This is a genomic window from Pseudomonas sp. W2-17 (assembly GCF_041060445.1).
In the GTDB taxonomy this organism is placed as follows: Bacteria; Pseudomonadota; Gammaproteobacteria; order Pseudomonadales; family Pseudomonadaceae; genus Aquipseudomonas.
The window spans coordinates 318,235-339,975 of the sequence record NZ_JAUFNS010000004.1 but is presented as its reverse complement, the minus strand read 5'-3'; the positions used below and the strand labels follow the sequence as shown (position 1 = coordinate 339,975).

23 protein-coding genes are annotated in these 21,741 nt (G+C 58.6%); 13 read left to right on the top strand and 10 right to left on the bottom strand.

Annotation, left to right across the window (positions count from 1 at the left end; translation table 11 throughout):
* Nucleotides 1–750 (top strand): DNA adenine methylase (locus QWI20_RS07410; RefSeq protein ID WP_369304885.1); only part of this gene is annotated, 750 nt, incomplete at its 5' end.
* On the opposite strand, the gene QWI20_RS07405 is transcribed toward QWI20_RS07410, so the two are convergent.
* The gene (locus QWI20_RS07405) at nucleotides 734–1,444 is read right to left on the bottom strand and encodes an SOS response-associated peptidase (RefSeq protein ID WP_369304884.1); all 711 of its coding nucleotides are present in this window, start codon (nucleotides 1,442–1,444) and stop codon (nucleotides 734–736) included. The two genes, QWI20_RS07410 and QWI20_RS07405, sit on opposite strands and share 17 nt — an antisense overlap.
* A gap of 98 nt (nucleotides 1,445–1,542) precedes the next feature.
* Here QWI20_RS07405 and QWI20_RS07400 point away from each other — a divergent pair, with 98 nt between their 5' ends.
* The 6 genes from QWI20_RS07400 (at nucleotide 1,543) to recX (ending at nucleotide 7,274) form a co-directional block, all read left to right on the top strand.
* Nucleotides 1,543–1,839, top strand: a complete 297-nt coding sequence (locus QWI20_RS07400) for a hypothetical protein (RefSeq protein WP_369304882.1) — start codon at nucleotides 1,543–1,545, stop codon at nucleotides 1,837–1,839.
* Entirely contained in the window at nucleotides 1,832–2,212 is a 381-nt protein-coding gene (locus QWI20_RS07395; RefSeq protein ID WP_369304880.1) for a LexA family protein, read from the top strand. Before QWI20_RS07400 ends, QWI20_RS07395 begins: the two co-directional genes overlap by 8 nt.
* A gap of 111 nt (nucleotides 2,213–2,323) precedes the next feature.
* Complete coding sequence (locus QWI20_RS07390) at nucleotides 2,324–4,198, top strand: AAA family ATPase (protein ID WP_369304879.1); 1,875 nt, start codon at nucleotides 2,324–2,326, stop codon at nucleotides 4,196–4,198.
* A gap of 934 nt (nucleotides 4,199–5,132) precedes the next feature.
* Nucleotides 5,133–5,648 carry a CinA family protein gene (locus tag QWI20_RS07385; RefSeq protein ID WP_282369224.1) on the top strand — a complete coding sequence of 172 codons (516 nt, stop codon included), beginning with the start codon at nucleotides 5,133–5,135 and terminating at the stop codon, nucleotides 5,646–5,648.
* An 85-nt stretch (nucleotides 5,649–5,733) separates the two neighbouring features.
* Nucleotides 5,734–6,798 carry a recombinase RecA gene (recA, locus tag QWI20_RS07380; protein ID WP_065989790.1) on the top strand — a complete coding sequence of 355 codons (1,065 nt, stop codon included), beginning with the start codon at nucleotides 5,734–5,736 and terminating at the stop codon, nucleotides 6,796–6,798.
* A gap of 8 nt (nucleotides 6,799–6,806) precedes the next feature.
* Nucleotides 6,807–7,274 carry a recombination regulator RecX gene (gene recX, locus QWI20_RS07375; protein WP_122537389.1) on the top strand — a complete coding sequence of 156 codons (468 nt, stop codon included), beginning with the start codon at nucleotides 6,807–6,809 and terminating at the stop codon, nucleotides 7,272–7,274.
* Between the two features lie 48 nt (nucleotides 7,275–7,322).
* Here recX and QWI20_RS07370 read toward each other — a convergent pair whose 3' ends face one another.
* On the bottom strand, nucleotides 7,323–8,438 hold the full coding sequence (locus QWI20_RS07370) for an LOG family protein (protein WP_369304878.1): 1,116 nt from the start codon (nucleotides 8,436–8,438) through the stop codon (nucleotides 7,323–7,325).
* Nucleotides 8,439–8,817: 379 nt separating this feature from the next.
* Nucleotides 8,818–9,243, bottom strand: coding sequence for a quorum-sensing-regulated virulence factor family protein (locus QWI20_RS07365; protein ID WP_065989783.1), 426 nt, complete (start codon nucleotides 9,241–9,243; stop codon nucleotides 8,818–8,820).
* Between the two features lie 220 nt (nucleotides 9,244–9,463).
* On the opposite strand from QWI20_RS07365, the gene QWI20_RS07360 reads away from it, so the two are divergent.
* Complete coding sequence (locus QWI20_RS07360; protein WP_369304894.1) at nucleotides 9,464–10,195, top strand: tRNA-uridine aminocarboxypropyltransferase; 732 nt, start codon at nucleotides 9,464–9,466, stop codon at nucleotides 10,193–10,195.
* Nucleotides 10,196–10,253: 58 nt separating this feature from the next.
* Here the strand turns inward: QWI20_RS07360 and QWI20_RS07355 are convergent, their stop codons facing one another.
* Nucleotides 10,254–11,138, bottom strand: coding sequence for a DMT family transporter (locus tag QWI20_RS07355; RefSeq protein ID WP_369304877.1), 885 nt, complete (start codon nucleotides 11,136–11,138; stop codon nucleotides 10,254–10,256).
* A 175-nt stretch (nucleotides 11,139–11,313) separates the two neighbouring features.
* Between QWI20_RS07355 and erdR the strand changes: the two genes are divergently transcribed.
* A complete protein-coding gene (erdR, locus tag QWI20_RS07350; protein ID WP_065989781.1) occupies nucleotides 11,314–11,961 on the top strand; it encodes a response regulator transcription factor ErdR in 648 nt (215 codons plus the stop codon).
* Between the two features lie 106 nt (nucleotides 11,962–12,067).
* On the top strand, nucleotides 12,068–12,436 hold the full coding sequence (locus QWI20_RS07345; RefSeq protein WP_065989780.1) for a diacylglycerol kinase: 369 nt from the start codon (nucleotides 12,068–12,070) through the stop codon (nucleotides 12,434–12,436).
* Between the two features lie 28 nt (nucleotides 12,437–12,464).
* Here the strand turns inward: QWI20_RS07345 and QWI20_RS07340 are convergent, their stop codons facing one another.
* Nucleotides 12,465–13,391 carry a LysR family transcriptional regulator gene (locus QWI20_RS07340; RefSeq protein WP_192170845.1) on the bottom strand — a complete coding sequence of 309 codons (927 nt, stop codon included), beginning with the start codon at nucleotides 13,389–13,391 and terminating at the stop codon, nucleotides 12,465–12,467.
* A gap of 122 nt (nucleotides 13,392–13,513) precedes the next feature.
* On the opposite strand from QWI20_RS07340, the gene fpr reads away from it, so the two are divergent.
* The gene (gene fpr, locus QWI20_RS07335; RefSeq protein ID WP_065989778.1) at nucleotides 13,514–14,293 is read left to right on the top strand and encodes a ferredoxin-NADP reductase; all 780 of its coding nucleotides are present in this window, start codon (nucleotides 13,514–13,516) and stop codon (nucleotides 14,291–14,293) included.
* Between the two features lie 165 nt (nucleotides 14,294–14,458).
* Here the strand turns inward: fpr and tsaA are convergent, their stop codons facing one another.
* From tsaA to QWI20_RS07320, 3 genes are all read right to left on the bottom strand, one after another.
* Nucleotides 14,459–15,166 carry a tRNA (N6-threonylcarbamoyladenosine(37)-N6)-methyltransferase TrmO gene (gene tsaA, locus QWI20_RS07330; protein WP_369304874.1) on the bottom strand — a complete coding sequence of 236 codons (708 nt, stop codon included), beginning with the start codon at nucleotides 15,164–15,166 and terminating at the stop codon, nucleotides 14,459–14,461.
* A gap of 16 nt (nucleotides 15,167–15,182) precedes the next feature.
* Nucleotides 15,183–15,644, bottom strand: a complete 462-nt coding sequence (locus QWI20_RS07325; RefSeq protein WP_074891250.1) for a DUF1456 family protein — start codon at nucleotides 15,642–15,644, stop codon at nucleotides 15,183–15,185.
* 69 nt (nucleotides 15,645–15,713) lie between these two features.
* Nucleotides 15,714–16,424 carry an rRNA pseudouridine synthase gene (locus tag QWI20_RS07320; RefSeq protein ID WP_369304872.1) on the bottom strand — a complete coding sequence of 237 codons (711 nt, stop codon included), beginning with the start codon at nucleotides 16,422–16,424 and terminating at the stop codon, nucleotides 15,714–15,716.
* Between the two features lie 162 nt (nucleotides 16,425–16,586).
* On the opposite strand from QWI20_RS07320, the gene QWI20_RS07315 reads away from it, so the two are divergent.
* A complete protein-coding gene (locus tag QWI20_RS07315; protein ID WP_369304871.1) occupies nucleotides 16,587–17,582 on the top strand; it encodes an alpha/beta fold hydrolase in 996 nt (331 codons plus the stop codon).
* 12 nt (nucleotides 17,583–17,594) lie between these two features.
* Here QWI20_RS07315 and QWI20_RS07310 read toward each other — a convergent pair whose 3' ends face one another.
* Nucleotides 17,595–18,047, bottom strand: coding sequence for a GNAT family N-acetyltransferase (locus tag QWI20_RS07310; protein WP_369304869.1), 453 nt, complete (start codon nucleotides 18,045–18,047; stop codon nucleotides 17,595–17,597).
* Between the two features lie 121 nt (nucleotides 18,048–18,168).
* A complete protein-coding gene (rimO, locus tag QWI20_RS07305; protein WP_369304867.1) occupies nucleotides 18,169–19,506 on the bottom strand; it encodes a 30S ribosomal protein S12 methylthiotransferase RimO in 1,338 nt (445 codons plus the stop codon).
* Between the two features lie 270 nt (nucleotides 19,507–19,776).
* Here rimO and QWI20_RS07300 point away from each other — a divergent pair, with 270 nt between their 5' ends.
* Nucleotides 19,777–21,675 carry a potassium transporter Kup gene (locus tag QWI20_RS07300; protein WP_369304866.1) on the top strand — a complete coding sequence of 633 codons (1,899 nt, stop codon included), beginning with the start codon at nucleotides 19,777–19,779 and terminating at the stop codon, nucleotides 21,673–21,675.
* The last annotated feature ends 66 nt before the right edge of the window (nucleotides 21,676–21,741 follow it).

Below are 21,741 nucleotides of genomic sequence, written 5' to 3'. Positions count from 1 at the left end.
TGGATGGGCGGCAAACGTCGCCTTGCAAAACCGTTGCTCGCGCTTTTCCCAGCGCATGATTGCTACGTTGAAGTGTTCGCCGGCGGCGCAGCGCTTTATTTCAAAAGGCCGGAGCCAGCGAAGGTCGAGGTCTTGAATGATCTAAATGGTGAGTTGGTCAGCCTGTACCGGGTTGTGCAGAACCACCTTGAGGAGTTTGTCCGCCAGTTCAAGTGGGCGCTCAGCTCGCGGCAGATTTTCGAGTGGCAGAAAATGACCCACCCGGAAACGCTGACGGACATCCAGCGTGCCGCCCGGTTCTTCTACCTTCAGCACCACGCCTTCGGCGCGAAAGCCACCGGCCAAACCTTCGGTACCGCCACAACTGGGCGCCCGATCAACCTGCTGCGTATCGAGGAAACTCTCTCGGATGCGTGGCAGCGCCTAGCGGGCACCTACGTGGAAAATTTGCCTTGGCTGAAATGCGCTGAGAAGTACGATCGGCCGCACACCTTCCATTACATGGATCCGCCGTACTGGCAGACCCAGGGGTACGGGACGGCGTTCGGGGTCGGCGAGTATCAGGCGATGGCCGATTTCATGCGCCGGTGCAAAGGGAAGGTGATGGTCAGCATCAATGACCACCCCGACATCCGCGAGGTGTTCGCGGGCTTTCGCATGCAGGAGCTGAGTATCAGGTACAGCACTGCAAACCCCAGAATCGGAAAAGCCGCGGTGACGGGTGAGCTGGTGATCATGAACTGGGAGTAGGCTTCGACGGCTTTATCAGGTGCTCGCCCTGATTCCGAACGTTTCCAACATCCCTGCTCACCTCAAACCAGGTGAATTCCTCAGTCGGCCTGCAGCACTCCTTTGCGATCTCGGCGGCGCGCTCTGGCGTCGTTTCGGGGTCCACCCATTCCCGGGCGTGCTCTGGGCTCAGCACCACCGGCCGCCGATCGTGAATGTCGACCATCCCTTGATCGCTGTCGGCGGTGATGATCACGAAGCCTTCCTGCGGGTCGGGCTCAAGCCCCTGATGCACTTCCGCCAGCGCTGCGAAGAACATCGGACCTTCTTCCTTTAGCCTGATGAAGTAGGGCTGCTTCTTCTTTGAGTCGCTCGGATCTTTCACCCATTCAAACCATCCGTTCGCCGGTGCCAGCGCCCGGCCGTTCGGCCAAAGCTGCTTGAAGTACTTCCCTGTCATCACCGTTTCGACCCTGGCATTGATCGGGGCCGGACGCTTCCCTTCACCTTTCGCCCAGAACGGCGACCATCCCCAACGCACCTTATCCACGCTCAAGCCGTCCTCGGTCGGTCTGATGATCTCAACGCGGGTCGTCGGCGCGACGTTGTAGCGCTCGATCGGCCAAAGGTCGTATCCATTGATGACCAACTGCTCTGGCGCAAGCGTCTTGAGGTAATGGTCCATTGGCTCGTAGATCGAGTAGCGTCCGCACATGAGGTCACCTGTCGCAAATCGGCTTATACAGTGTTGACCACAATCCTCGAGCTTAGTTAACTGTACGCATATACAGTCATTTCAAGCGAAGACTTCCCATGTACGTCCTGATCACTCCGCGCCGCCAGATGGGCGTCGCCGTGCCGAAAGACCAGCTCAGCAAGCTCCCGCCGTTCAAAGGCGACGTGCAGATCGTTGAGTCTCAGTGCTCCGCCCTCGGCCGCATTACCCGGGAAGCCTTCATTTTGAACAGCGTCGGCCACGCGCGGGATGCTTTGCCAAGGCTTCTCGATGCCAGCGTGACGAGCATGGGGACTCAAGGGCTGATTATCTCCGGTATCGAGCAGGTCGAGCAGGCGTTCTACTTCCAGTCCTGGTGGTGCCGTTTTGAATGACGACACGGCGCCTGACCACCTGGACATTTCACTGGATGAGCTCCTGAACATCCGCGCGCCGGGCACTTACCTGGTGAAGGTTGAGGGCGACAGCATGGAGGGGGCGGGGATCTTCTGCGGTGATCTGCTGATCGTGGACAAGGGGATCGACGCCAAGGCCGGGCAGGTCATCATCGGCGTGGTGAACCAGCAACCTCTGGTCAAGTACCTGGCATTTGTAGGCTGCCACGCGGTGTTGCGCTCGGCGAACCGAAAATATCCCGACCGCTTCATCATGGAAGGGGACGACTTCGATATCTGGGGCGTCGTTACGCACAGCATCCGGGACCACTGGAGAAACGGAGCACGACAGACTCGTAGGATCGATGGGTAGTCCTAGCGTGAGTTCGAAACCTTTCCACAGCCCCCCGAATGATGCGACCAGTCCGCTGAATTCCGTCAGCAGATCGGTAATAATGAGTCGCCGTTCTCAGGGAGAAGAGTCATGATAAAAATTACTGCCAATGATTCATTTTCAGGTTTCGTGCTGAAAAATGTTCTCGAGTTAAAACCCGGAATTACCGTTATAACTGGTCGCAATGGTAGTGGGAAAACTCGTCTTCTGGAAATTATCGAGAACCGCTCACACCTGCGGGGAAATGATGATTCTCCAGTGCAAGCCAAAAAGTTTTCCCACGAAGCGCTTATGCCTGATTTTGGGCAAGTCAATGAGCCGGCAAATTTGCAGGCACGGCAAGATCAAACTGTGCAAGCTTTCCTCAGGGATCCAGCAATGTATGCAGCGCCTTATGATGGAGGAAGGCGGATGCACGCTAGTGAAGATATCGGGCATCAAGGTATCTACAACATATGTCAAGCGATAATTCGGAGTACTGGGAAACCACTAAGTGATATTACAGGTGACGATATCAGGGCTCATTGGATTGAGCCCAATCATAAGATGTTCGGCGCCCAAGATTTATCAAGGCTTTTCAATACGCATATCAAGCGAAAGTACGATATGCAGTACGCCTACTTCGAGTCATTTCTTAATTCAAACGATAGCAGTTTAACGAAGGAGGAATTGGCAGGTATTAAGGTAGGTGGGGTTGCTCCGTGGGAGCTACTAAATGAGATTTTAGATAAAGTTTTAGGTGGAAAGTTTTATTTTGCGGCGCCTGATGAAAGGCTACGTGTTTTCAATCAGCCAGTTCGCCTGATCGAGAAAAAAAGCGGCTGGGAAATGCCTATATCTCAGTTATCCTCTGGTGAGAAAACGTTGATGTGGCTGGCGTTAACGGTCTTCAATACACAGCAGTTTAAGGAAAGCTCGCGATTAGTGCCGAAGCTTCTGCTGCTCGATGAGCCCGACGCTTTCCTGCATCCACAGATGGTGGTTCAGCTGTATGAAACGTTAAATCTTCTGGTGGAGCAATTTGATGTGTACGTGGTGATAGTGAGTCACTCCCCGACCACTGTTGCCCTAGCGCCAGGTGACATCTATAAGCTAGAAGATGGAGAAGTGTTAAGCCAGGATAAGGACTCTGCTATTGCTAACTTACTAGATGGTGTTACTCAGATTTCAGTAGATCCGAATAACCGACGCCAAGTGTTCGTCGAAAATGGCACTGATGCTAATGTTTACCAACTTCTTTATAGCGCTGTTGCTAACTGTGGTTCCATGGTAGATCCGAAAATATCGTTGTCATTTCTTGCGGCGGGTCCTAAAACACCAGAGGATCATCTCAGGAATTCTGTTAAGCAGTGCTTCGGAATTGAAGAGCAAGAGCAGGTCGACCGCTTTGTGGAGATGGTCAACGGCGTCGGTGACTGCGGCCAGGTTGGCGCGTTCGTTAAGGCTCTACATCAGAGCAAAACTGTAAGAGGAATAGTTGATTGGGATAATAGGAATACAAAGCGGCCTCAAGGGGTGGTTGTCGCCGCTCGTGATTACGCCTACACCATAGATAACATACTGCTGGACCCCGTTTGTATTCTTTACATGGTAAGAGTAAAGGCCCCCGCAAAATATACTTTATTTGAGCTATGTGGGACCGAGTTGGCAGGCACAGAAGAATGGTTGGCAGATGACTCTATGATGCAGCGCTCAGTAGATAAATATTTGCACAAAATTTTGGGCTCTGACAGCGAATCCGATGCCGACTTGACTTACTTAGGTGGTCGGAAGCTCAAGACCGATCGAAGATATTTGATGATGGGTAAGGAGTTGAAAAAACTAGTGCTTCGAAACTACCCAGAGCTCAAAAGCTATGAGGAGAACAGAGACCTTCTTCTGGGTGTGGCCATAGCTATGGTGGGCAAAGGCTGGAGACATATTCCGGCAGTTTTTGCGCAGACACTCAGCGATTTGCAAAAATGATTTGGAAATTCATGGGGACGCGAGCATTGGCAGCAGGTTTGTGCAAGCAGCGATTTCTAACGGTATGGAAACCGGCGCGGTGCGTGGGGGAATTTTGGGGGAATGACTCCCCCGAATGGTGTGGAACCATGTTGTGTCATGCTTAGCTGAAAGGTCTGTAGTAGAGGGGTTTTAAGGTTTTTGACCAATATCCAACGGTGGCAAAAACGGATTCGAAATCCGTTGTACTGGCGAAAGCAACGTTGGTGATGGAGGTCGGCAGAACGCCAGGGCGGGGTGTTGCTGAAGTGTCTAATACTACCTCGGGCTACCTTGAATCTATTGGCCCTAAGCTCGGCTATCAGGGACTTTCTTTTTAGACAGAAAAAAAGCGCACGCCTTGTTCCTAATGGCGTGCGCTTCGGTTTTCACCCTACTGCTGCATCATCGGGGTGTGCGAGGACAGGTCGGAAATTGCTTTATTCATCAGTTATTTAGGCAAATTCTGTAGGAGGTTGAGGCAAGTTTCGGGCGACGAAAGGGATTCCACCTACGTGGCCCAACGTCATATCCGATTGCTTTTGCGATGGCGGCAAGGTTACCACGCACGCTCTCGGGCCGCAGGTCCGGCTGATTCGTCACGGCGCGTTTCCGAACCGACACGAAGCGCTTCGAGCTGGCTAGGATGTCGAACACCGCCCGACTGGAGGCGGCATCATCGACAAGGATTGCCCTATGCAACGCAAGCGAGGACGAGATTCAACCAACGGCCGTTTCATCCCTCTGGAGGAGGCCAAACGACGTCCACGGGAGACCATCGTGGAAACCGTCAAGAAACCCTGCCCCGAAAAACCGGAGCGCAAATAAGTGTCTTGCAGGCGTGATCCGGATTCAGGTCGCGTCCTGTATTGCACATCCATCCTGCTGGTGTAGCGTGTCTGCTTTGCCTCGACCGATACGGAGAACCCCTTTGGACGATATCACCCACCTGGCAGCAACCCTGGGTCAGCAACTGTTGGCAGCGGGCGCGCAGGTCAGCACGGCCGAATCCTGCACCGGCGGCGGCATCGCTGAAGCCATCACCCGTATCCCCGGAAGTTCGGCCTGGTTCGAGGCCGGGTATGTCACCTACTCCAACCGGCAGAAGACCCGACAACTGGCGGTGCCGGAAGCGTTGTTCGCCCAGGTCGGCGCCGTCAGCCGCGAAGTGGTCGAAGCCATGGCCAGGGGCGCGCAGGCCAACAGCGGTGCGCAGTTTTCGGTCGCGGTCAGCGGGGTGGCCGGACCGGACGGGGGCTCTGCGGAGAAACCCGTCGGCACGGTATGGGTCTGCTGGGGCGTGGCGGAACGATTGATCGCCGAGCGCTTTCTATTTGCAGGAGACCGCGATGCGGTCCGCCGACAAACGGTGAGCGCCGCGCTAGAGGGGCTTGTACGCCTCTCTCGCGGAGAAATACCAAATCAGGGGTAGGCGCGCGTCAGACCCTGTGGAATAATACTGGCTACTTATACAGTTATATCGGCCGTCAAGGCCTAACCTATTACGAGAGGATTCAATGGACGACAACAAGAAGAAAGCCTTGGCTGCGGCCTTGGGTCAGATCGAGCGTCAGTTCGGCAAAGGTGCCGTAATGCGCATGGGTGACCATGACCGCCAGGCTATTCCTGCTATCTCCACCGGCTCGCTGGGTCTCGATATCGCACTCGGTATCGGTGGCCTGCCAAAAGGCCGGATCGTTGAAATCTACGGCCCGGAATCTTCGGGTAAAACCACCCTCACTCTGTCCGTTATCGCAGAAGCCCAGAAAATGGGCGCCACCTGCGCATTCGTCGACGCCGAGCACGCGCTCGACCCAGAGTACGCCGGCAAGCTGGGCGTCAACGTCGATGACCTGCTGGTTTCCCAGCCAGATACCGGCGAGCAGGCCCTGGAAATCACCGACATGCTGGTGCGCTCGAACGCGATCGACGTGATCGTCGTCGACTCCGTGGCCGCTCTGGTACCAAAAGCTGAAATCGAAGGCGAAATGGGCGACATGCACGTCGGCCTGCAAGCCCGACTGATGTCCCAGGCGCTGCGCAAGATCACCGGTAACATCAAGACTGCCAACTGCCTTGTTATCTTCATCAACCAGATCCGTATGAAGATCGGCGTGATGTTCGGTAGTCCTGAAACCACTACCGGTGGTAACGCACTGAAGTTCTACGCGTCGGTTCGTCTGGACATCCGCCGTACAGGCGCGGTCAAGGAAGGCGACGAGGTCGTCGGTAGCGAAACCCGCGTCAAGGTCGTCAAGAACAAGGTGGCCCCGCCGTTCCGTCAGGCTGAGTTCCAGATTCTCTACGGCAAGGGCATCTACCGTAACGGCGAGATCATCGACCTCGGCGTGCTGCACGGTCTGCTGGAGAAATCCGGCGCCTGGTACAGCTATCAGGGCAGCAAGATCGGTCAGGGTAAAGCCAACTCCGCGAAGTTTCTGGCGGACAACCCGGAAATCGGCACCACCCTCGAAAGGCAGATTCGCGAGAAACTGCTGACCGCAGCACCTGATGTGAAAGCCCAATCGTCCCGCGTAGCGGCAGACGATGTGGCTGAAGTCGAAGCTGACGCGGACATCTGATCCCCGCCATGCCGGCTGTGCTTGATACGCCCGTCGCTGTAAGGCGTACTGCAATGGACCTGCTCGCACGACGCGAGCATGGTCGTGTCGAGCTGACGCGCAAGCTGCGTCAGCGCGGCGCTCCCCCCGAATTGATTGACGCAGCGCTCGACCGGTTGACGGAAGAGGGTCTGCTGTCCGAATCCCGATACCTCGAAAGCTTCGTTTCCTACCGTGCCCGTTCTGGCCACGGCCCTTTGCGCATTCGTGAAGAGCTGGGGCAGCGCGGTTTGCCGCGTCCGGACATTGAGCAGGCGCTGCGCGAGTGCGGCGTGGACTGGTGGGAAAAGCTTGAAGCGCTCTGGCAGCGCAAGTTCAGCGGTCAGTTGCCCAGAGATGCCCGCGAACGTGGGCAGCAGATGCGCTTTCTGAGTTATCGCGGATACCCGCCCGAGCTGATTGGTCGTTTGCTGAGTGGCAAGGGCAACGACGACTGACGCTTGATCTGCCTGAAGGCGCGCAGACGCGCCCTCAAGCATTCACCCTCACATCGATTTCACGGGCTGGGTTCCTTGAGCCTGCTGAGTTTGTGCAGGTGTCGCCCAGTTCTCCTCCAGATTTATGCAGTCCACCAGTTCGCGCAAGCGGCCATGGTTGCGGCCGTTGAACGTGAATGCCAGACGCGTGAGATGGCTGAACTGCGCCTCGTCATATTCGTCTTGATGCCCGTATTGCTGGAAATCGCCACTTAACCGCAGATCGACGAACCTGTCCTGCAGGGCTTCCAGCGCCTGTTCGCTCAAGGCGTGGTGCATGCGGATGACGAAGGTATTCTTCAGCCAGCGGCTGGAGTGGAAGTTGCTGTAGAAGCGGTTGATCTCGGCGACAGCCTCATCGGCGCTGTACACCAGCTTCATCAGGTTCATGTCCGTGGGCAGAATGTATTTGTTCGCCTCCAGCTCATTTTTGATGAAACCGAGAGCGCCTTCCCAGAACGTCCCGCCCGGAGCATCCAGCAGCACGATGGGAACCAGCGGGCTTTTGCCGGTCTGGATCAGCGTCAGCACTTCCAGCGCTTCATCGAGGGTGCCAAACCCACCCGGGCAGAGCACCAGCGCATCAGCCTCTTTGACGAAAAACAGCTTACGCGTGAAGAAGAAGTGGAAAGGCAGCAGATTGCCGGTGCCATCCACGGTCGCATTGGCGTGCTGTTCGAACGGCAGGGTGATGTTGAAGCCCAGGCTATGATCCAGGCCGGCGCCTTCGTGGGCCGCGGCCATGATCCCGCCACCAGCGCCGGTGATGACCATCAGATCGGAGGCTGCCAGTTGCTTGCCCAGTTCACGGGCCAGCGCATAAACAGGATGCTCCAAGGGGGTACGGGCTGAGCCGAACACGGTGACCTTGCGCCGGCCTTTGAATCGTTCGAGCACCCGGAAGGCATTCTCCAGCTCGCGCAAGGCCTGCAGAGTAATTTTGGCATTCCAGCGATTCAGGTCGTCCTGGGCCATGCGCAGGACGGTCAGAATCATGTCGCGGTAGAGCGGAAGGTTGGGGCTGTCCGGGGCGACCGAACCGAGGAGTTCTTCGACTTTGGGGGTAAGGTCAATTCCGTTGCTCTGAAAGTGCTGAGACAACGCGTCACTGGGTACGTACGGCATTCACGCTTTCTCCTTCTGCAGAATCATTGACCGCCGCCAGATGGCGGGATCGCGACGCGTCATGCGTCGGCGTGCGCAGCGCATCCGAAGGAAAGGGAGGCATCAGACCTGCGCGGCGCCCGATTCTGGGCTAGTCCGTGGTTGAAAAGAGAAAACATTGATGGCAACTGGCGCCGCAGGCAACCCTTTCTTGCATGCAAAATGTGATGAGGCATCACGGGCACAGCCAAACGAAAAGCAGGCACCAGGATCAGCGATCAAGCAGCGCGCGAAAAGTGCTGAGTGGCGGTGATTTGAATAGCGGTAGTAGCCGGGGGGGGGGGAGCAAGACTGCGCGTTGAAAGGATTTCGAAACGCGCAGCCCATAAAGCGCGTTACATCACTTCTTGTGGGCAGGAGGTTTGGCAGCGCAATCCGCCGCTTTGATTTCCTGGGTCGTGATGAGCTTGTTGGTTTTGTATTCGGTGAACTGGTAACGCAGGATCGCGCCCTTGGCCATCAGCTGACGATAACCGGCATTGCGGCACACGCTACCGCCCAGCTGACCGCGGACGTCGTCCGGGTTTTCGCGCATCTGAGCCGCCTGGCCAGACTGCACGCTCAGGTGGTTGATCAGCATCTTCCCTTCAACGGTGTAGCCTTCGTCGAGGATGTCTTCGTTGATGGCGCGTGGCGTACCGACACTGCTTTCCTTCGCGACTTTATCAAGCATCTGGCTCAGTTCGTAATCCTGTTTGGACGCCGCGTTGGCGCACAGTGGAGCGACGAGCAAAAGCGTGAGAGTGGGGGCGATGAGGCGCAGCATTGAATTCTCCTGGTGCGTGGACGGGTGATGCAGAGGCTGGCCGTTGGACCGGCGACATCCCGAGGCGTTCACTGAGGGAGTGAGCTCTCAAGGCCGGGCAGTATAGGGGAGGAGCCTTGGCGGACACCAGAGAACACGGCGCCTCGGACGGTGTCTGATAGAATGCCGCGACTTTTCGACCTGCCGGATACCCCTCGTGTCACTGCCTTCTTACCCTTCGATCACCCCGACTCTTTTTCACAGAAACTCTGTCGCATGTCTGAGAGATGAGCGGGAGGAGGAGAGTACAAAGCCTTATCTGGCTCGCGGATCACGTGCGCCCAGGTGCCAGTACTGTCGAGTGATCGAAAGTCACTGCCTGTGCAGGTGGCGTCCCAAGGTCGAGGCAAAATCAGGGGTTTGCCTCATCATGACGAAAAAAGAGGTCTTCAAACCCAGCAATACGGGTTGGCTGATCGCAGACGTGATCAAGGATAACCATGCGTTTGTGTGGTCACGCACCGAAGTCGATGAAAAGCTGATTGCATTGCTCAACGATCCGCAGTGGCAACCGTATCTGGTGTTTCCGGGGGAATATGTAGCGGCCGAGCGCGTCACCAATACCGTGACGATTAATCCGAATAAGAGACCGCTGTTCGTGCTGCTTGACGCTACATGGACTGAAGCGAGGAAAATCTTCCGTAAAAGCGCTTATTTTGACTCCATTCCCATTTTGAGCCTGATCCCCGAAAAACTTTCGCGGTACAAGCTAAGACGTTCCACGCGCAGCGAACATCTCTGTACCGCTGAAGTGGCCGCACTGTGTTTCGATCTGGCCGGCGACACTGAGGCAGCTTCGGCTCTAAGCTGCTACTTCGATGTGTTCAGTCAGCACTACTTAGGTGCTAAAAATCAGTTGCCCCTCGACCTGCTGAGCGATGCTCATCAAGAGCTCAAGGGCTATCTTGAGTAGTCATCAGTTCGGCTGGCGCCAGCGAGCCGTATCAAGACGGCTCGCATAGAAGCAGATCTCAGGCGAGGGTTTTCTTCGGCCACAACTGCGCCAGCAGCATCCCCGCCAGCATCAGTCCGCAGCCAATATAGCCCCGCAGTTGCAACGCCTCGCCGAGAATCCAGGCGCCGGCGATGGCGGCGAACACGGCTTCCAGCGAAAGGATGATCGCGGCGTGGGACGCAATGGCGTGTTTCTGCGCGACCACTTGCAGCGTGTAGCCGACGCCGACCGCGACGATGCCGCCGTAGAGCAGGGAGGGGGCCGCAGCGGTGATCGCGTCGAGGGCGATCGGTTCGAAGAGGACTGCCAGCAACAGGCTCACCACCGAACAAGTGGCGAACTGTAAAAAGGCCAGACGGATCGGGTCGTGGCGACTGGCAAACAAGCTGACCAACACCACATGCCCGCCCCACACGAACGCGCCGATCAACTGCAGCCAATCACCTGAGGCGACGTGAAAGTTATCGCCAATACTGAGCAGGCACATGCCGACCACGGCCAACAGGCAGCCCAGCCAGGTGCCCAGCCCGGTTTTATGACCGAGCAGCAAGCCCAGCAGCGGAACGACAATCACGTACAGACCGGTGATGAAACCGGAGTTGGTCACGCTGGTAAACAGCAGGCCAACCTGTTGCAGGTTGATGCCCAGTGCCAGCGCCAGGCCCATGATGATGCCGGCGCGTAACATGCCACGATTGAGCAAAGGCTCCGGCACTCGGACCGTTTTGGCGTTGCGCAGAATCAGCGGGATCAGGCAGAGGGAGCCCAGCGCAAAACGCAGCCCCGAGAACAGGTACGGACCGATGTGATCCATCCCGGAAGTCTGAGCAACAAAGCCGGTGCCCCAGATCAATGCGGTCAGGAGCATGAGCAAGTCCGCTCGCAGGGCATGGTTTGGCATGATGGCACTCGTCAGGTCGGGGGCGCAGACTTTGCCGTAAAGCGTCAGGCTTGACCACCCCGGCTTCGCTGGGCATCCTTGGCGCCGCTCACGCACGGTCCCTGTGTCAAGATGTCGCGGGCTGCCTCATTAGGTGTTGAATTCGTCGGCGCTGAGTCACTTAAAGGATCATGAAATGCCATACGAAATCCTGATTGCCGACGACCATCCCCTGTTTCGCAGCGCATTGCATCAGGCGCTGAGCCTGGGGCTCGGGCCGGATGCAAGGCTGGTCGAGGCCGAGAGCATCGCCGATCTCGAAGCGCGACTGACCGAGAAGTCCGATTGGGATCTGGTCCTGCTGGACCTGAACATGCCCGGCGCCTATGGCTTTTCGGGGTTGGTGCTGTTGCGCGGTCAGTACCCACAGGTGCCGGTGGTGATGGTTTCTGCTCAGGAAGAGGCTGCGGTGGTGGTCAAGTCCCGGGAATTCGGCGCCAGCGGTTTCATCCCTAAATCCAGTTCCCTCGAAACCATTCAGAAGGCCGTGCGAACGGTGCTGGATGGCGATGTCTGGTGGCCCCCGCAGGTCAACGAAAGCATCAGCGTGTCGCCGGAGGCCAAGGCCGCCAGCGAAGGCCTTGCCAGCCTGACGCCCCAGCAGTTTCGCGTGTTGACGATGGTCTGCGAGGGGCTGCTGAACAAGCAGATCGCCTACGAGCTGAGCGTGTCGGAAGCGACGATCAAGGCCCACGTCACAGCGATCTTTCGCAAGCTCAATGTGCGCACCCGAACCCAGGCAGCCTTGCTGCTGCAACAATTGGAATCCATTCCGCAGAGCTGATTCCCCTGAATCACGCTCAGCCCCGGGCTATACGCGGTCGACCTTCACACTTTTTTGACCGTCGCCGCACTAGCCTCCACCGCTTTCATTCATCAGTAGTTTTCCTATGACGTCCCCATTCAAAGGCCAGACTGGCCTGAAACGTATTCTCAACGCGTCTGGCTACTCCTTCGACGGCCTGACCGCTGCATTCAAAGGCGAAGCGGCGTTCCGTCAACTGGTGCTGCTCAACGTCGTGTTGATCCCGCTGTCGTTCGTTTTTCACGTCAGCCGCGGCGAGCGGGCGATCCTGATAGCGGTGTGCCTGTTGGCGCTGATTGTTGAGCTGCTGAACTCGGCCATCGAAGCCGCGATTGACCGAATCTCTCTGGACCGTCACCCCTTGTCCAAAAACGCCAAAGACATGGGCAGCGCCGCACAGTTCGTGGCGCTGAGCATGATTGCCGTGGTCTGGGGCCTGATTCTGCTGGGCTGACGGGGTCTGAATTTAGCCGGGCGGCGCGTCAGGCGATGCTCGGCAGGACGATCTCATCGCTACGGTTTACCCCGGCGGTGAATGAGCGGCAGAGGTCGAGGAATTCGCGAATAGCCGATGTTTGATATTTCTGTTTGTGCCAGATGAAGTAGAACTGCCGCACCAGATCCAGCTCCGGCGTTTCAACCGCCACAAGGCTGCCCCGACGGAAAGCGTCACGCAGGGCCAGACGCGAAATGCAGCCGATCCCCAGCCCGGATTCAACGGCGCGTTTGATCGCCTCGGTGTGTTCCAGCTCCAGCCTCACGTTCAGGCTGTTCAAGTGATGACGCATGGCCTGATCGAAGGTCAGGCGCGTCCCCGAACCCTGTTCCCGCAAAATCCACGCCTCGTGCGTCAACTCCTCCAGTGACGCCCGGCCTTTTTTGGCCAGCGGATGCTGAGGGGCGCAAAACACCACCAGCTCATCCTCGACCCAAGTCTGCACTTCGATGTCGGGGTGGCTGCAGTCGCCTTCGATCAGGCCCAGATCAATCTCGTAGTGAGCGACCTGCTGAACGATGTTCGCCGTGTTTTGCACGTGCAGCTTCACCTGGCTCTCGGGGTGGCGCTGCATGAAGCTGCCGATCAGCAGCGTGGCGAGGTAGTTGCCAATGGTGAGGGTCGCGCCGACCGCCAGCGAACCGAAGCCGGACTTGCCGTTGAGCAGGTCTTCGATCTCCTTGGCCTGATCCAGCAGCGCAACGGCCTGGGGCAAGAGCTGCCGGCCGGTCGCGTTGAGGCTCAGTCGCTTGCCGGCGCGGTCGAACAGCTGGCAGCTGGACTGGCGTTCCAGTTCGGTAATGGACGTGCTCGCCGCCGATTGCGACAAGGACAACAGGACCGCGGCGCGGGAAACGCTTTCCTGCTGGGCGACGGCGACGAAAACCTGGAGCTGACGGAGAGTAAATCGCATATCTATATAACCGATAACCTATATCTTGATAATTCAGTTAACAGATATTGTGTCTGCCACTAGAATGTCGCGCAATGGCGCATTGACTGGCGCACGTTATTTCTCAGGAGCTCCCACGTACCATGAGCAACATGAATCACGAGCGTGTCCTCAGCGTTCATCACTGGAACGACACCCTCTTCAGTTTCAAGTGCACCCGTGATCCTGGCCTGCGCTTCGAGAACGGTCAGTTCGTCATGATCGGTCTGCAGCAGCCAAACGGGCGCCCGCTCATGCGTGCCTATTCCATTGCCAGCCCGAACTGGGAAGAGCATCTGGAGTTTTTCAGCATCAAGGTGCCGGACGGCCCGCTGACCTCGCAGCTGCAGCATCTGAAGGAAGGCGACGAGATCATCATCAGCAAAAAGCCTACGGGCACGCTGGTGCTGGACGACCTGAAGCCGGGCAAACACCTTTATCTGCTCAGCACCGGGACTGGCCTGGCGCCGTTCATGAGCGTCATTCAGGACCCTGAAACCTACGAGCGTTTCGAGAAGGTCATCCTCTGCCACGGCGTGCGTTACGTGAACGAAGTCGCTTACCGCGAGTTCATCACCGAGCACCTGCCGCAGAACGAATTCTTCGGCGAGATGCTGCGCGACAAGCTGATCTACTACCCGACCGTGACCCGCGAGCCATTCGAGAACGAAGGCCGCCTGACCGACCTGATGCGCAGCGGCAAACTGTTCAGCGACATCGGCCTGCCTCCGATCAACCCGCAGGACGACCGCGCCATGCTGTGCGGCAGCCCGAGCATGCTCGACGAAACCAGCGAAGTGCTGAACAGCTTCGGTCTGACCGTTTCGCCACGCATGCGTGAGCCGGGTGATTACCTGATCGAGCGCGCTTTCGTCGAGAAGTAATCGCGTACAGATACGACCCAATCGCCGATGAATCATCCTCGCAGCACTGCGAGGGTGACGTCATCGGCGAATAGGTCAGTACAGGCACCCGCCTTTTTGGGGTCTGAAAAAAACCGCCTGGAGGTCACGGACCAGGCGGTTTTTTTGTGGGCGGGCGTAAGTCGCTTATGACCCGGCGGCAGGCACCACTTCCAGCACGCAAATGACGCCTGTCTGCGGATAGTGCCAGCGCACGTCCAGGTCCCAGAACTGCGCGCCGTAGCGTCGCGCTGGCGTGGGTGTCTGGTAGGCCGGTCGCGGGTCTTGGGCCAGGCACTGCTCGATCAGCTCGATCAGCGGTTCTTCGAGGCGCAGCCCCTGTTCGCGAGCCTGGCCAAGCGCCGCGTCTGCCCATTGCACTGGAATCAGCTCCGGCGCGGCGGCGGCCATGCTGTTGCGCGCATCGACGATCACGTCGGCATAAGGTACGTAGGGTTTCACGTCCAGCACCGGCGTGCCGTCCAGCAGGTCGATGCCCGACAACCACAGGCGCCCGGCTTCGACCTTGTCCAGCTTGACCACCGACTGACCGATGCCGTTCGGCCGATGGGTCGCGCGCGTCGCGAATACGCCCATTGACTGATTGCCGCCCAGGCGAGGAGGGCGCACCTTGAGTCGCGGTTTGTCCTCCAGGGCCTGATGAAACAGAAACAGCAGCCAGACATGGCTGACCTGTTCGAGGCCCTGCACGGCGTCACCCTGATCAAAAGGCGCGACCAGCTCCAGCACGCCCCGCGCGGCAGGCGCCAGTTGCGGCTGCCGGGGAATGGCGAACTTTTCCTTGAAGCATGAGCGCATGAAGCCGATCGGCGAGACGCTGTAGGCCTGGGTCATGGACGATCTGCAGCGCTTAGCCGCGGACGCGCAGGGTCAGGCCGCGCAGGAAGTTGCGCAGCAGCTGGTCGCCGCAGACGCGGTAGTTGGTGTGGCCTGCCTTGCGGAACAGGGCGCTGAGCTCAGGCTTGGACACCGGGAACTCGGACGCCTTGAGGATGGCGTGCATGTCGTCTTCTTTCAGCTCGAAGGCCACACGCAGCTTTTTCAGGACGATGTTGTTGGTGATGGGCAGTTCGACAGGCAGCGGCGGGCGACTCTCGTCCTTGCCGCGCTTGAAGAACACCAGGCCGTCGAGGAAGTGCGCCATGACTTCGTCGCTGCAGGGTACGAAGCCTTCTTCTTCGTCTTTCTTCATGTAGGCCGCGACATCGGCCTTGGTCGCGTCGAACCCGCCGAGCTTGATGATATCGACCACTTTAGCGTCGTTGATATCAAGCATGTAACGGATGCTGCGCAGTACATCGTTGTTCATCATGGTGCGTGTATTTCCTGGGGATTCGCAGATGAGCGCACGCGAAATGGGATGCGGCGCTCACAAAGGGGTTCAGAATTTTTCTTTGTCGGTCATGTAGCGCCACTGGCCTTCAGGCACCTTGCCGATGGAGACGCCGCCGATACGGATGCGCCGCACTGAAACAACCTTCAGGCCTACTGCCTCGCACAGCTGGGCAATGACGCCGGGCTGCGGGTTTTTCATGGCGAAGCGCAGGCGGTTTTCGTTCTGCCAGCTGGCTTTGACCTTCGGCAGTTCCTTGCCCTTGTAGGTCATGCCGTGGTTCAAGCGGTTGAGGCCGTGGGCAACCATGTCGCCCGAGATTTCGACGACGTATTCCTGCTCGATCTTGCTGCGGTCGTCGGTGAGTTTGCGCAGGATTTTCCAGTCCTGGCTGAACACCATCAGGCCGCTGGCGTTGGCTTGCAGCGTGGAAATCGCTTCCAGGCGCAGAAAGTGCCCTTTGAGCGGACGTCGACCGATGCTGTGGTCCGCCGACAACGTGCCGGGCGTAATCAGCGCCAAGGCACTTTCAGGGGTCATGCCCGCCGGGGCGTTGAACAGGAGGGTGACGGATTTAGGCGTATCGGCTTTCGCTTCCGCGTTCAGCACCACGGTCTGGTTTTCGACCTTGAACTGCGGCTCGTCGACGACAACGCCGTCCACCGTGACCCAGCCGCCTTCAATAAACAGCTCGGCTTCGCGACGGGAGCAGCCGACCAGCTCGATAAGGCGTTTGGAAAGGCGAATGGGGTCAGTCATGAGAAAAGCCGTAACAAAATGGAAAGGCGCCTATTGTACCCGCGCATGCACCGTTAATCGCGGCCACATTGAAATTGCCTGGCGAATAAGCCGCCACTCGATGGATTTTTCCGGGAGCGACGCAGGTCTGCTCTGTATTCCTACATTGTCTGGAGCGAATTCATGACCAAATGGCTACCCGCACTGCTGATGACTGTCAGCCTGCCGCTGCTCGCTGCGCAAGCCCCGGCCTACGGCCCACAGCTGGAAGGCTTTCAGTATCCGTTCCCGGCGCAGAATTTCAGCTTTGAGTCCCAGGGCGCCCCCGTGCAGATGGGTTACATGGACATCAAGCCGACCGGCACTGCCAATGGTCGCAGCGTGGTGCTGCTGCACGGCAAGAATTTTTGCGGCGCCACGTGGGAAGGCACCATCAAGGCGCTGACGGGCGCGGGTTATCGTGTGGTCGCGCCGGATCAGATCGGTTTCTGCCGCTCCAGCAAACCGGCGGATTATAAGTACTCGTTCGAGCAGCTCGCGCAGAACACCAAAGCGCTGCTGACCCAACTGGGTATTGATCACGTCACCGTGGTCGGGCATTCAATGGGTGGCATGCTAGCGACCCGTTTTGCGCTGATGTACCCCGAGCAGGTGGATCAGCTGCTGCTGGTCAACCCGATCGGTCTGGAAGACTGGAAAGCCAAAGGTGTCCCGGATCGCAGTTTTGATGACTGGTACGCCCGTGAGCTGAAGACCAGCGCCGACAGCATTCGCAAGTATCAGCAGTCGACCTATTACGCCAACGAATGGCGGCCCGAGTTCGACCACTGGGTCGACATGCAGGCCGGGATGTTCAACGGCAAAGGCAAGGAGGAGGTGGCGCGGGCGTCAGCGCAGACCTACGGGATGATCTTCAATCAACCGGTGTTCTACGACTTCGAAAAACTGAAGATGCCCACCGTGTTGCTCATCGGGCAGAAGGACAATACCGCCATTGCCAAGGACGCGGCGCCCGAGGCGTTACGCAAGACACTGGGTAACTACCCGGAGCTGGGCAAGGCCGCGGCCAAGCGCATTCCGCAGGCGACGCTGGTGGAGTTCGCAGGGTTGGGCCATGCGCCCCAGATTCAGGACCCTCAGCAGTTCAACAAAGTACTGCTGGAGAGTCTGAAGCGCTGATGCAGGGTTGCTTCACATGACCTTGAGCCGCATCCGCAATATCGGATGCGGTCGGCCGAGCCCGTCCAGCTCGGTCCGGCCCACCACTTGAAACCCCTGCCGTTCGTAAAACCCCCGCGCCTGAGCATTTTGTTCGTTCACGTCCAGCTCGGTGATGTGGAAGTGCGCCATCGCGTAGTCCAGCAGTTGCTTGCCCAGGCCCGTGCCACGGTGGTCGGGGGCAATGAACAGCATTTCGAGTTTGCCCGGGGTGGTGCCGGCGAAACCGGTGATGTGCAAGTGTGGGTCGCGGGTGCAGAACAGGTTCACGGCGCCCAGGTACTGGGTTTCCAGCAGATGCCGGAGCAGCGTGATGTAGTTCTCGGGCAGAAAGTCATGGGTCGCGCGCACGGAGGCTTCCCATACGCGGGTGAGTTCGGCGAAGTCGTGCTGCCTGGGCAGATAAATGACCGAGTGGTGGGGCATGTTGCCGCTGCTCCCTGGGTAGTGATCCTGATGTGGGGACGATAGCCAGAAAAAACAAACCCCGCCGTTTTACGGGCGGGGCTGTTGGAGGTGAAGCGGCGTGCGAGCCAGGGATTGAGCGTTAGATCGGCTCAGCCCACAGGTCGTACTCATCGGCATCCACTACGCGGCACATGACCTTGTCGCCTGGCTTGAAGTCACGGTCGCTTTCGACAAACACGTTGCCGTCGATTTCCGGCGCGTCGAAAAAGGAACGACCGACGAAACCCTGCTCGTCCACTTCGTCGATCAGCACTTCGATTTCCTTGCCGATTTTCATCTGCAGGCGCGGGGCGCTGATGGCTTGCTGATGCGCCATGAAGCGATCCCAGCGATCTTGCTTGATGTCGTCCGGAACGATCGGTGCATCCAGCAGGTTCGCCGGAGCGCCCTCGACAGGGGAGTACTGGAAGCAGCCGACGCGATCGAGCTGGGCTTCAGTCAGCCAGTCCAGCAGGTACTGGAAGTCTTCTTCGGTCTCGCCCGGGAAGCCGACGATGAAGGTCGAACGGATGATCAGGTCCGGGCACTGTTCGCGCCAGTTCTTGATGCGCACCAGGGTCTTGTCTTCGAAGGCCGGGCGTTTCATCAGCTTGAGAATCTTCGGGCTGGCGTGCTGGAACGGGATGTCCAGGTACGGCAGGATCTTGCCCGCCGCCATCAACGGAATGATCTCGTCGACGTGCGGGTACGGGTAAACGTAGTGCAGGCGTACCCACACACCCAACGAACTCAGTGCCTGGCACAGCTCGGTCATGCGCGTGCGGACCGGCTGGCCGTTCCAGAAACCGGTGCGGTACTTGATGTCGACGCCATAGGCGCTGGTGTCCTGGGAGATCACCAGCAGCTCTTTCACGCCGGCTTTGACCAGACGCTGGGCTTCGTCGAGCACATCGCCAATCGGACGGCTGACCAGCTTGCCGCGCATGGACGGGATGATGCAGAAACTGCAGCTGTGGTTACAGCCTTCGGAAATCTTCAGGTACGCGTAATGGCGTGGGGTCAGCTTGACCCCTTGCGGCGGCACCAGATCGATCAGCGGGTTGTGATCGAGCTTCGGCGGGGCGGCGTCGTGGACGGCATTGACCACTTGCTCGTACTGCTGCGGACCGGTCACGGCCAGCACGCTCGGGTGCACGCTGCGAATCACGCTTTCATCCACGCCCATGCAGCCGGTGACGATCACTTTGCCGTTTTCGGCCAGCGCCTCGCCAATGGTCTCGAGGGACTCGGCCTTGGCGCTGTCGATGAAACCGCAGGTGTTGACCACGACCACGTCAGCGTCCTGGTAGGTCGGCACGACCTGATAGCCTTCCATGCGCAGCTGAGTCAGGATGCGCTCGGAATCGACCAGAGCCTTCGGGCAACCGAGGCTGACAAAGCCGACCTTGGGGGCGGCAGACGTGGTGACGGTGGACATTGACTAACCTCGGCGTAGGATGCCCGGCGTTTGGCCGAGGCATTGACTGGGCGCTTGGGGCGCCTCTGATCAAAAAGTGCGCAATTCTAGCGGCGCCTCGAACGATTGACCAGTGTTATACAGAGAATTACGACGAGTGCTGCGCTATGCTTCGCGGCGTTACGCCCGGCACCCCAAGTGGGCCGGGCGCATCGGAATTTACCGGTGCGGCGTGGGTCAATCCGACAACGCCGGATCGCGGTGCTCGAGTCATGGTTTCAGGAGTGGTAAATGGGTCACGCAACGAGTCAGGCAGAGGTCGGGCATTCTTCGGCGAAACCGTTGAGTCTGCTGGTGGGCGCGGTGGGTGTAGCCTATGGCGACATCGGTACCAGCCCGCTTTACACCATCAAAGAGGTCTTCGTCGGCGGCTATGGCGTGCAAGCCGGCCACGATGCCGTGCTGGGCATTCTGTCGCTGATCTTCTGGTCACTGATCTGGGTGGTCTCCTTCAAATACATGGCCCTGGTGCTGCGCGCTGACAACGAAGGCGAAGGCGGCATCATGGCGCTAACGGCGCTGGCGCGAAGGGCTTCAGCCAAATATCCGAAGCTGCAGGCGAGCATGATTGTCTTCGGCCTGTTCGGCGCGGCGCTGTTTTACGGCGACAGCATGATCACCCCGGCAATTTCCGTGCTGTCCGCGGTCGAGGGCATGGAGCTGGCCTTTGACGGACTGGAGCACTGGGTGGTGCCGATTGCGTTGGTGGTGCTGGTGGCGCTGTTTCTGATTCAGCGTCACGGCACTGCGCGGATCGGCGTGATGTTCGGCCCGATCATGGTGCTGTGGTTCGTGACCCTCGGTGTACTCGGCGTTCACGGCATCCTGCAGCAGCCGGAAGTGCTGCATGCCGTCAACCCGGTGTGGGCGGTTCGCTTCTTTATTGATCATCCCGGCATTGGCGTTTCGGTTCTGGGCGCTGTGGTGCTCGCACTGACCGGTGCCGAGGCGCTGTATGCGGACATGGGTCACTTCGGTCGCAAGCCGATCTCCCGCGCGTGGTTCGCGCTGGTCCTGCCCGCACTGGTGCTGAACTACTTCGGTCAGGGCGCCCTGGTGATTCAGGACCCTGAAGCGGTGCGCAACCCGTTCTACCTGCTGGCGCCGAGTTGGGGCCTGTTGCCTTTGATTGCCCTGTCGACGCTGGCGACCATTATTGCTTCCCAGGCGGTGATTTCCGGGGCGTTCTCGATGACGCTGCAGGCGATTCAGCTCGGTTACATCCCGCGCATGTACATCCAGCACACCTCGAGCGACGCCCAAGGGCAGATCTACATCGGTGCGGTGAACTGGGCGCTGATGGTCGGGGTCATCCTGCTGGTGCTGGGCTTCGAATCCTCCGGCGCGTTGGCCTCGGCCTACGGCGTGGCAGTAACCGGCACGATGCTCTGCACAACGATTCTGGTGGCGTCGGTCATGCTGCTGGCCTGGAAATGGCCGCCGCTGATCGCGGTGCCGATTTTGGTCGGATGCCTGTTCGTGGACGGTATGTTCTTCGCGGCCAACGTGCCAAAAGTCATTCAGGGCGGGGCGTTCCCGTTCCTGGCGGGGATCGCGCTGTTCATCCTGATGACCACCTGGAAGCGCGGCAAACAGCTGCTGGTGGAGCGCATCGACCAAGGCGGTTTGCCGCTGCCGATCTTCATCAGCAGTATTCGTGTGCAGCCGCCCCATCGCGTTCAGGGCACGGCCGTATTTCTCACGGCCCGTGCGGACGCCGTTCCCCATGCGCTGTTGCATAACCTGCTGCACAACCAGGTGCTCCATGAGCAAGTGGTGTTGCTGACCGTCGTGTACGAGGACACTCCGCGCGTACCGACGGCCCAGCGCTTCGAGGTCGAGGCGTTTGGCGAGGGCTTCTATCGCGTGATTCTGCATTTCGGCTTCATCGACGAGCCGGACGTGCCGGCAGCGCTGAGCCTGTGTCACCTGAAGGAGCTGGACTTTAGCCAGATGCGCACGACCTATTTCCTCAGCCGCGAAACCGTGGTCTCGTCGAAACTGGTGGGCATGGCCCGCTGGCGCGAGGGCCTGTTCGCGTTCATGTTGAAGAACGCCAACGGCAATTTGCGTTTCTTCAAGCTGCCGTTCAACCGAGTGATCGAACTGGGCACGCAGGTGGAGATGTAAGCAGCTCCGCTTCGGCGGGGTTTAACCGGGAATGTGCCGGGTGTCATGCCGTGAGATTGATGGCGT

Coding starts and splice junctions, on each gene's coding strand:
- recX (WP_122537389.1), top strand. CDS start 6,807: ATGCCGGCTGTGCTTGATACGCCCGTCGCTGTAAGGCGTACTGCAATG.
- QWI20_RS07310 (WP_369304869.1), bottom strand. CDS start 18,047: ATGCCCCACCACTCGGTCATTTATCTGCCCAGGCAGCACGACTTCGCC.
- recA (WP_065989790.1), top strand. CDS start 5,734: ATGGACGACAACAAGAAGAAAGCCTTGGCTGCGGCCTTGGGTCAGATC.
- QWI20_RS07390 (WP_369304879.1), top strand. CDS start 2,324: ATGATAAAAATTACTGCCAATGATTCATTTTCAGGTTTCGTGCTGAAA.
- QWI20_RS07300 (WP_369304866.1), top strand. CDS start 19,777: ATGGGTCACGCAACGAGTCAGGCAGAGGTCGGGCATTCTTCGGCGAAA.
- QWI20_RS07365 (WP_065989783.1), bottom strand. CDS start 9,243: ATGCTGCGCCTCATCGCCCCCACTCTCACGCTTTTGCTCGTCGCTCCA.
- QWI20_RS07340 (WP_192170845.1), bottom strand. CDS start 13,391: ATGCGATTTACTCTCCGTCAGCTCCAGGTTTTCGTCGCCGTCGCCCAG.
- QWI20_RS07355 (WP_369304877.1), bottom strand. CDS start 11,138: ATGCCAAACCATGCCCTGCGAGCGGACTTGCTCATGCTCCTGACCGCA.
- QWI20_RS07370 (WP_369304878.1), bottom strand. CDS start 8,438: ATGCCGTACGTACCCAGTGACGCGTTGTCTCAGCACTTTCAGAGCAAC.
- QWI20_RS07325 (WP_074891250.1), bottom strand. CDS start 15,644: ATGATGAACAACGATGTACTGCGCAGCATCCGTTACATGCTTGATATC.
- QWI20_RS07400 (WP_369304882.1), top strand. CDS start 1,543: ATGTACGTCCTGATCACTCCGCGCCGCCAGATGGGCGTCGCCGTGCCG.
- tsaA (WP_369304874.1), bottom strand. CDS start 15,166: ATGACCCAGGCCTACAGCGTCTCGCCGATCGGCTTCATGCGCTCATGC.
- QWI20_RS07345 (WP_065989780.1), top strand. CDS start 12,068: ATGACGTCCCCATTCAAAGGCCAGACTGGCCTGAAACGTATTCTCAAC.
- rimO (WP_369304867.1), bottom strand. CDS start 19,506: ATGTCCACCGTCACCACGTCTGCCGCCCCCAAGGTCGGCTTTGTCAGC.
- QWI20_RS07320 (WP_369304872.1), bottom strand. CDS start 16,424: ATGACTGACCCCATTCGCCTTTCCAAACGCCTTATCGAGCTGGTCGGC.
- QWI20_RS07405 (WP_369304884.1), bottom strand. CDS start 1,444: ATGTGCGGACGCTACTCGATCTACGAGCCAATGGACCATTACCTCAAG.
- QWI20_RS07315 (WP_369304871.1), top strand. CDS start 16,587: ATGACCAAATGGCTACCCGCACTGCTGATGACTGTCAGCCTGCCGCTG.
- erdR (WP_065989781.1), top strand. CDS start 11,314: ATGCCATACGAAATCCTGATTGCCGACGACCATCCCCTGTTTCGCAGC.
- fpr (WP_065989778.1), top strand. CDS start 13,514: ATGAGCAACATGAATCACGAGCGTGTCCTCAGCGTTCATCACTGGAAC.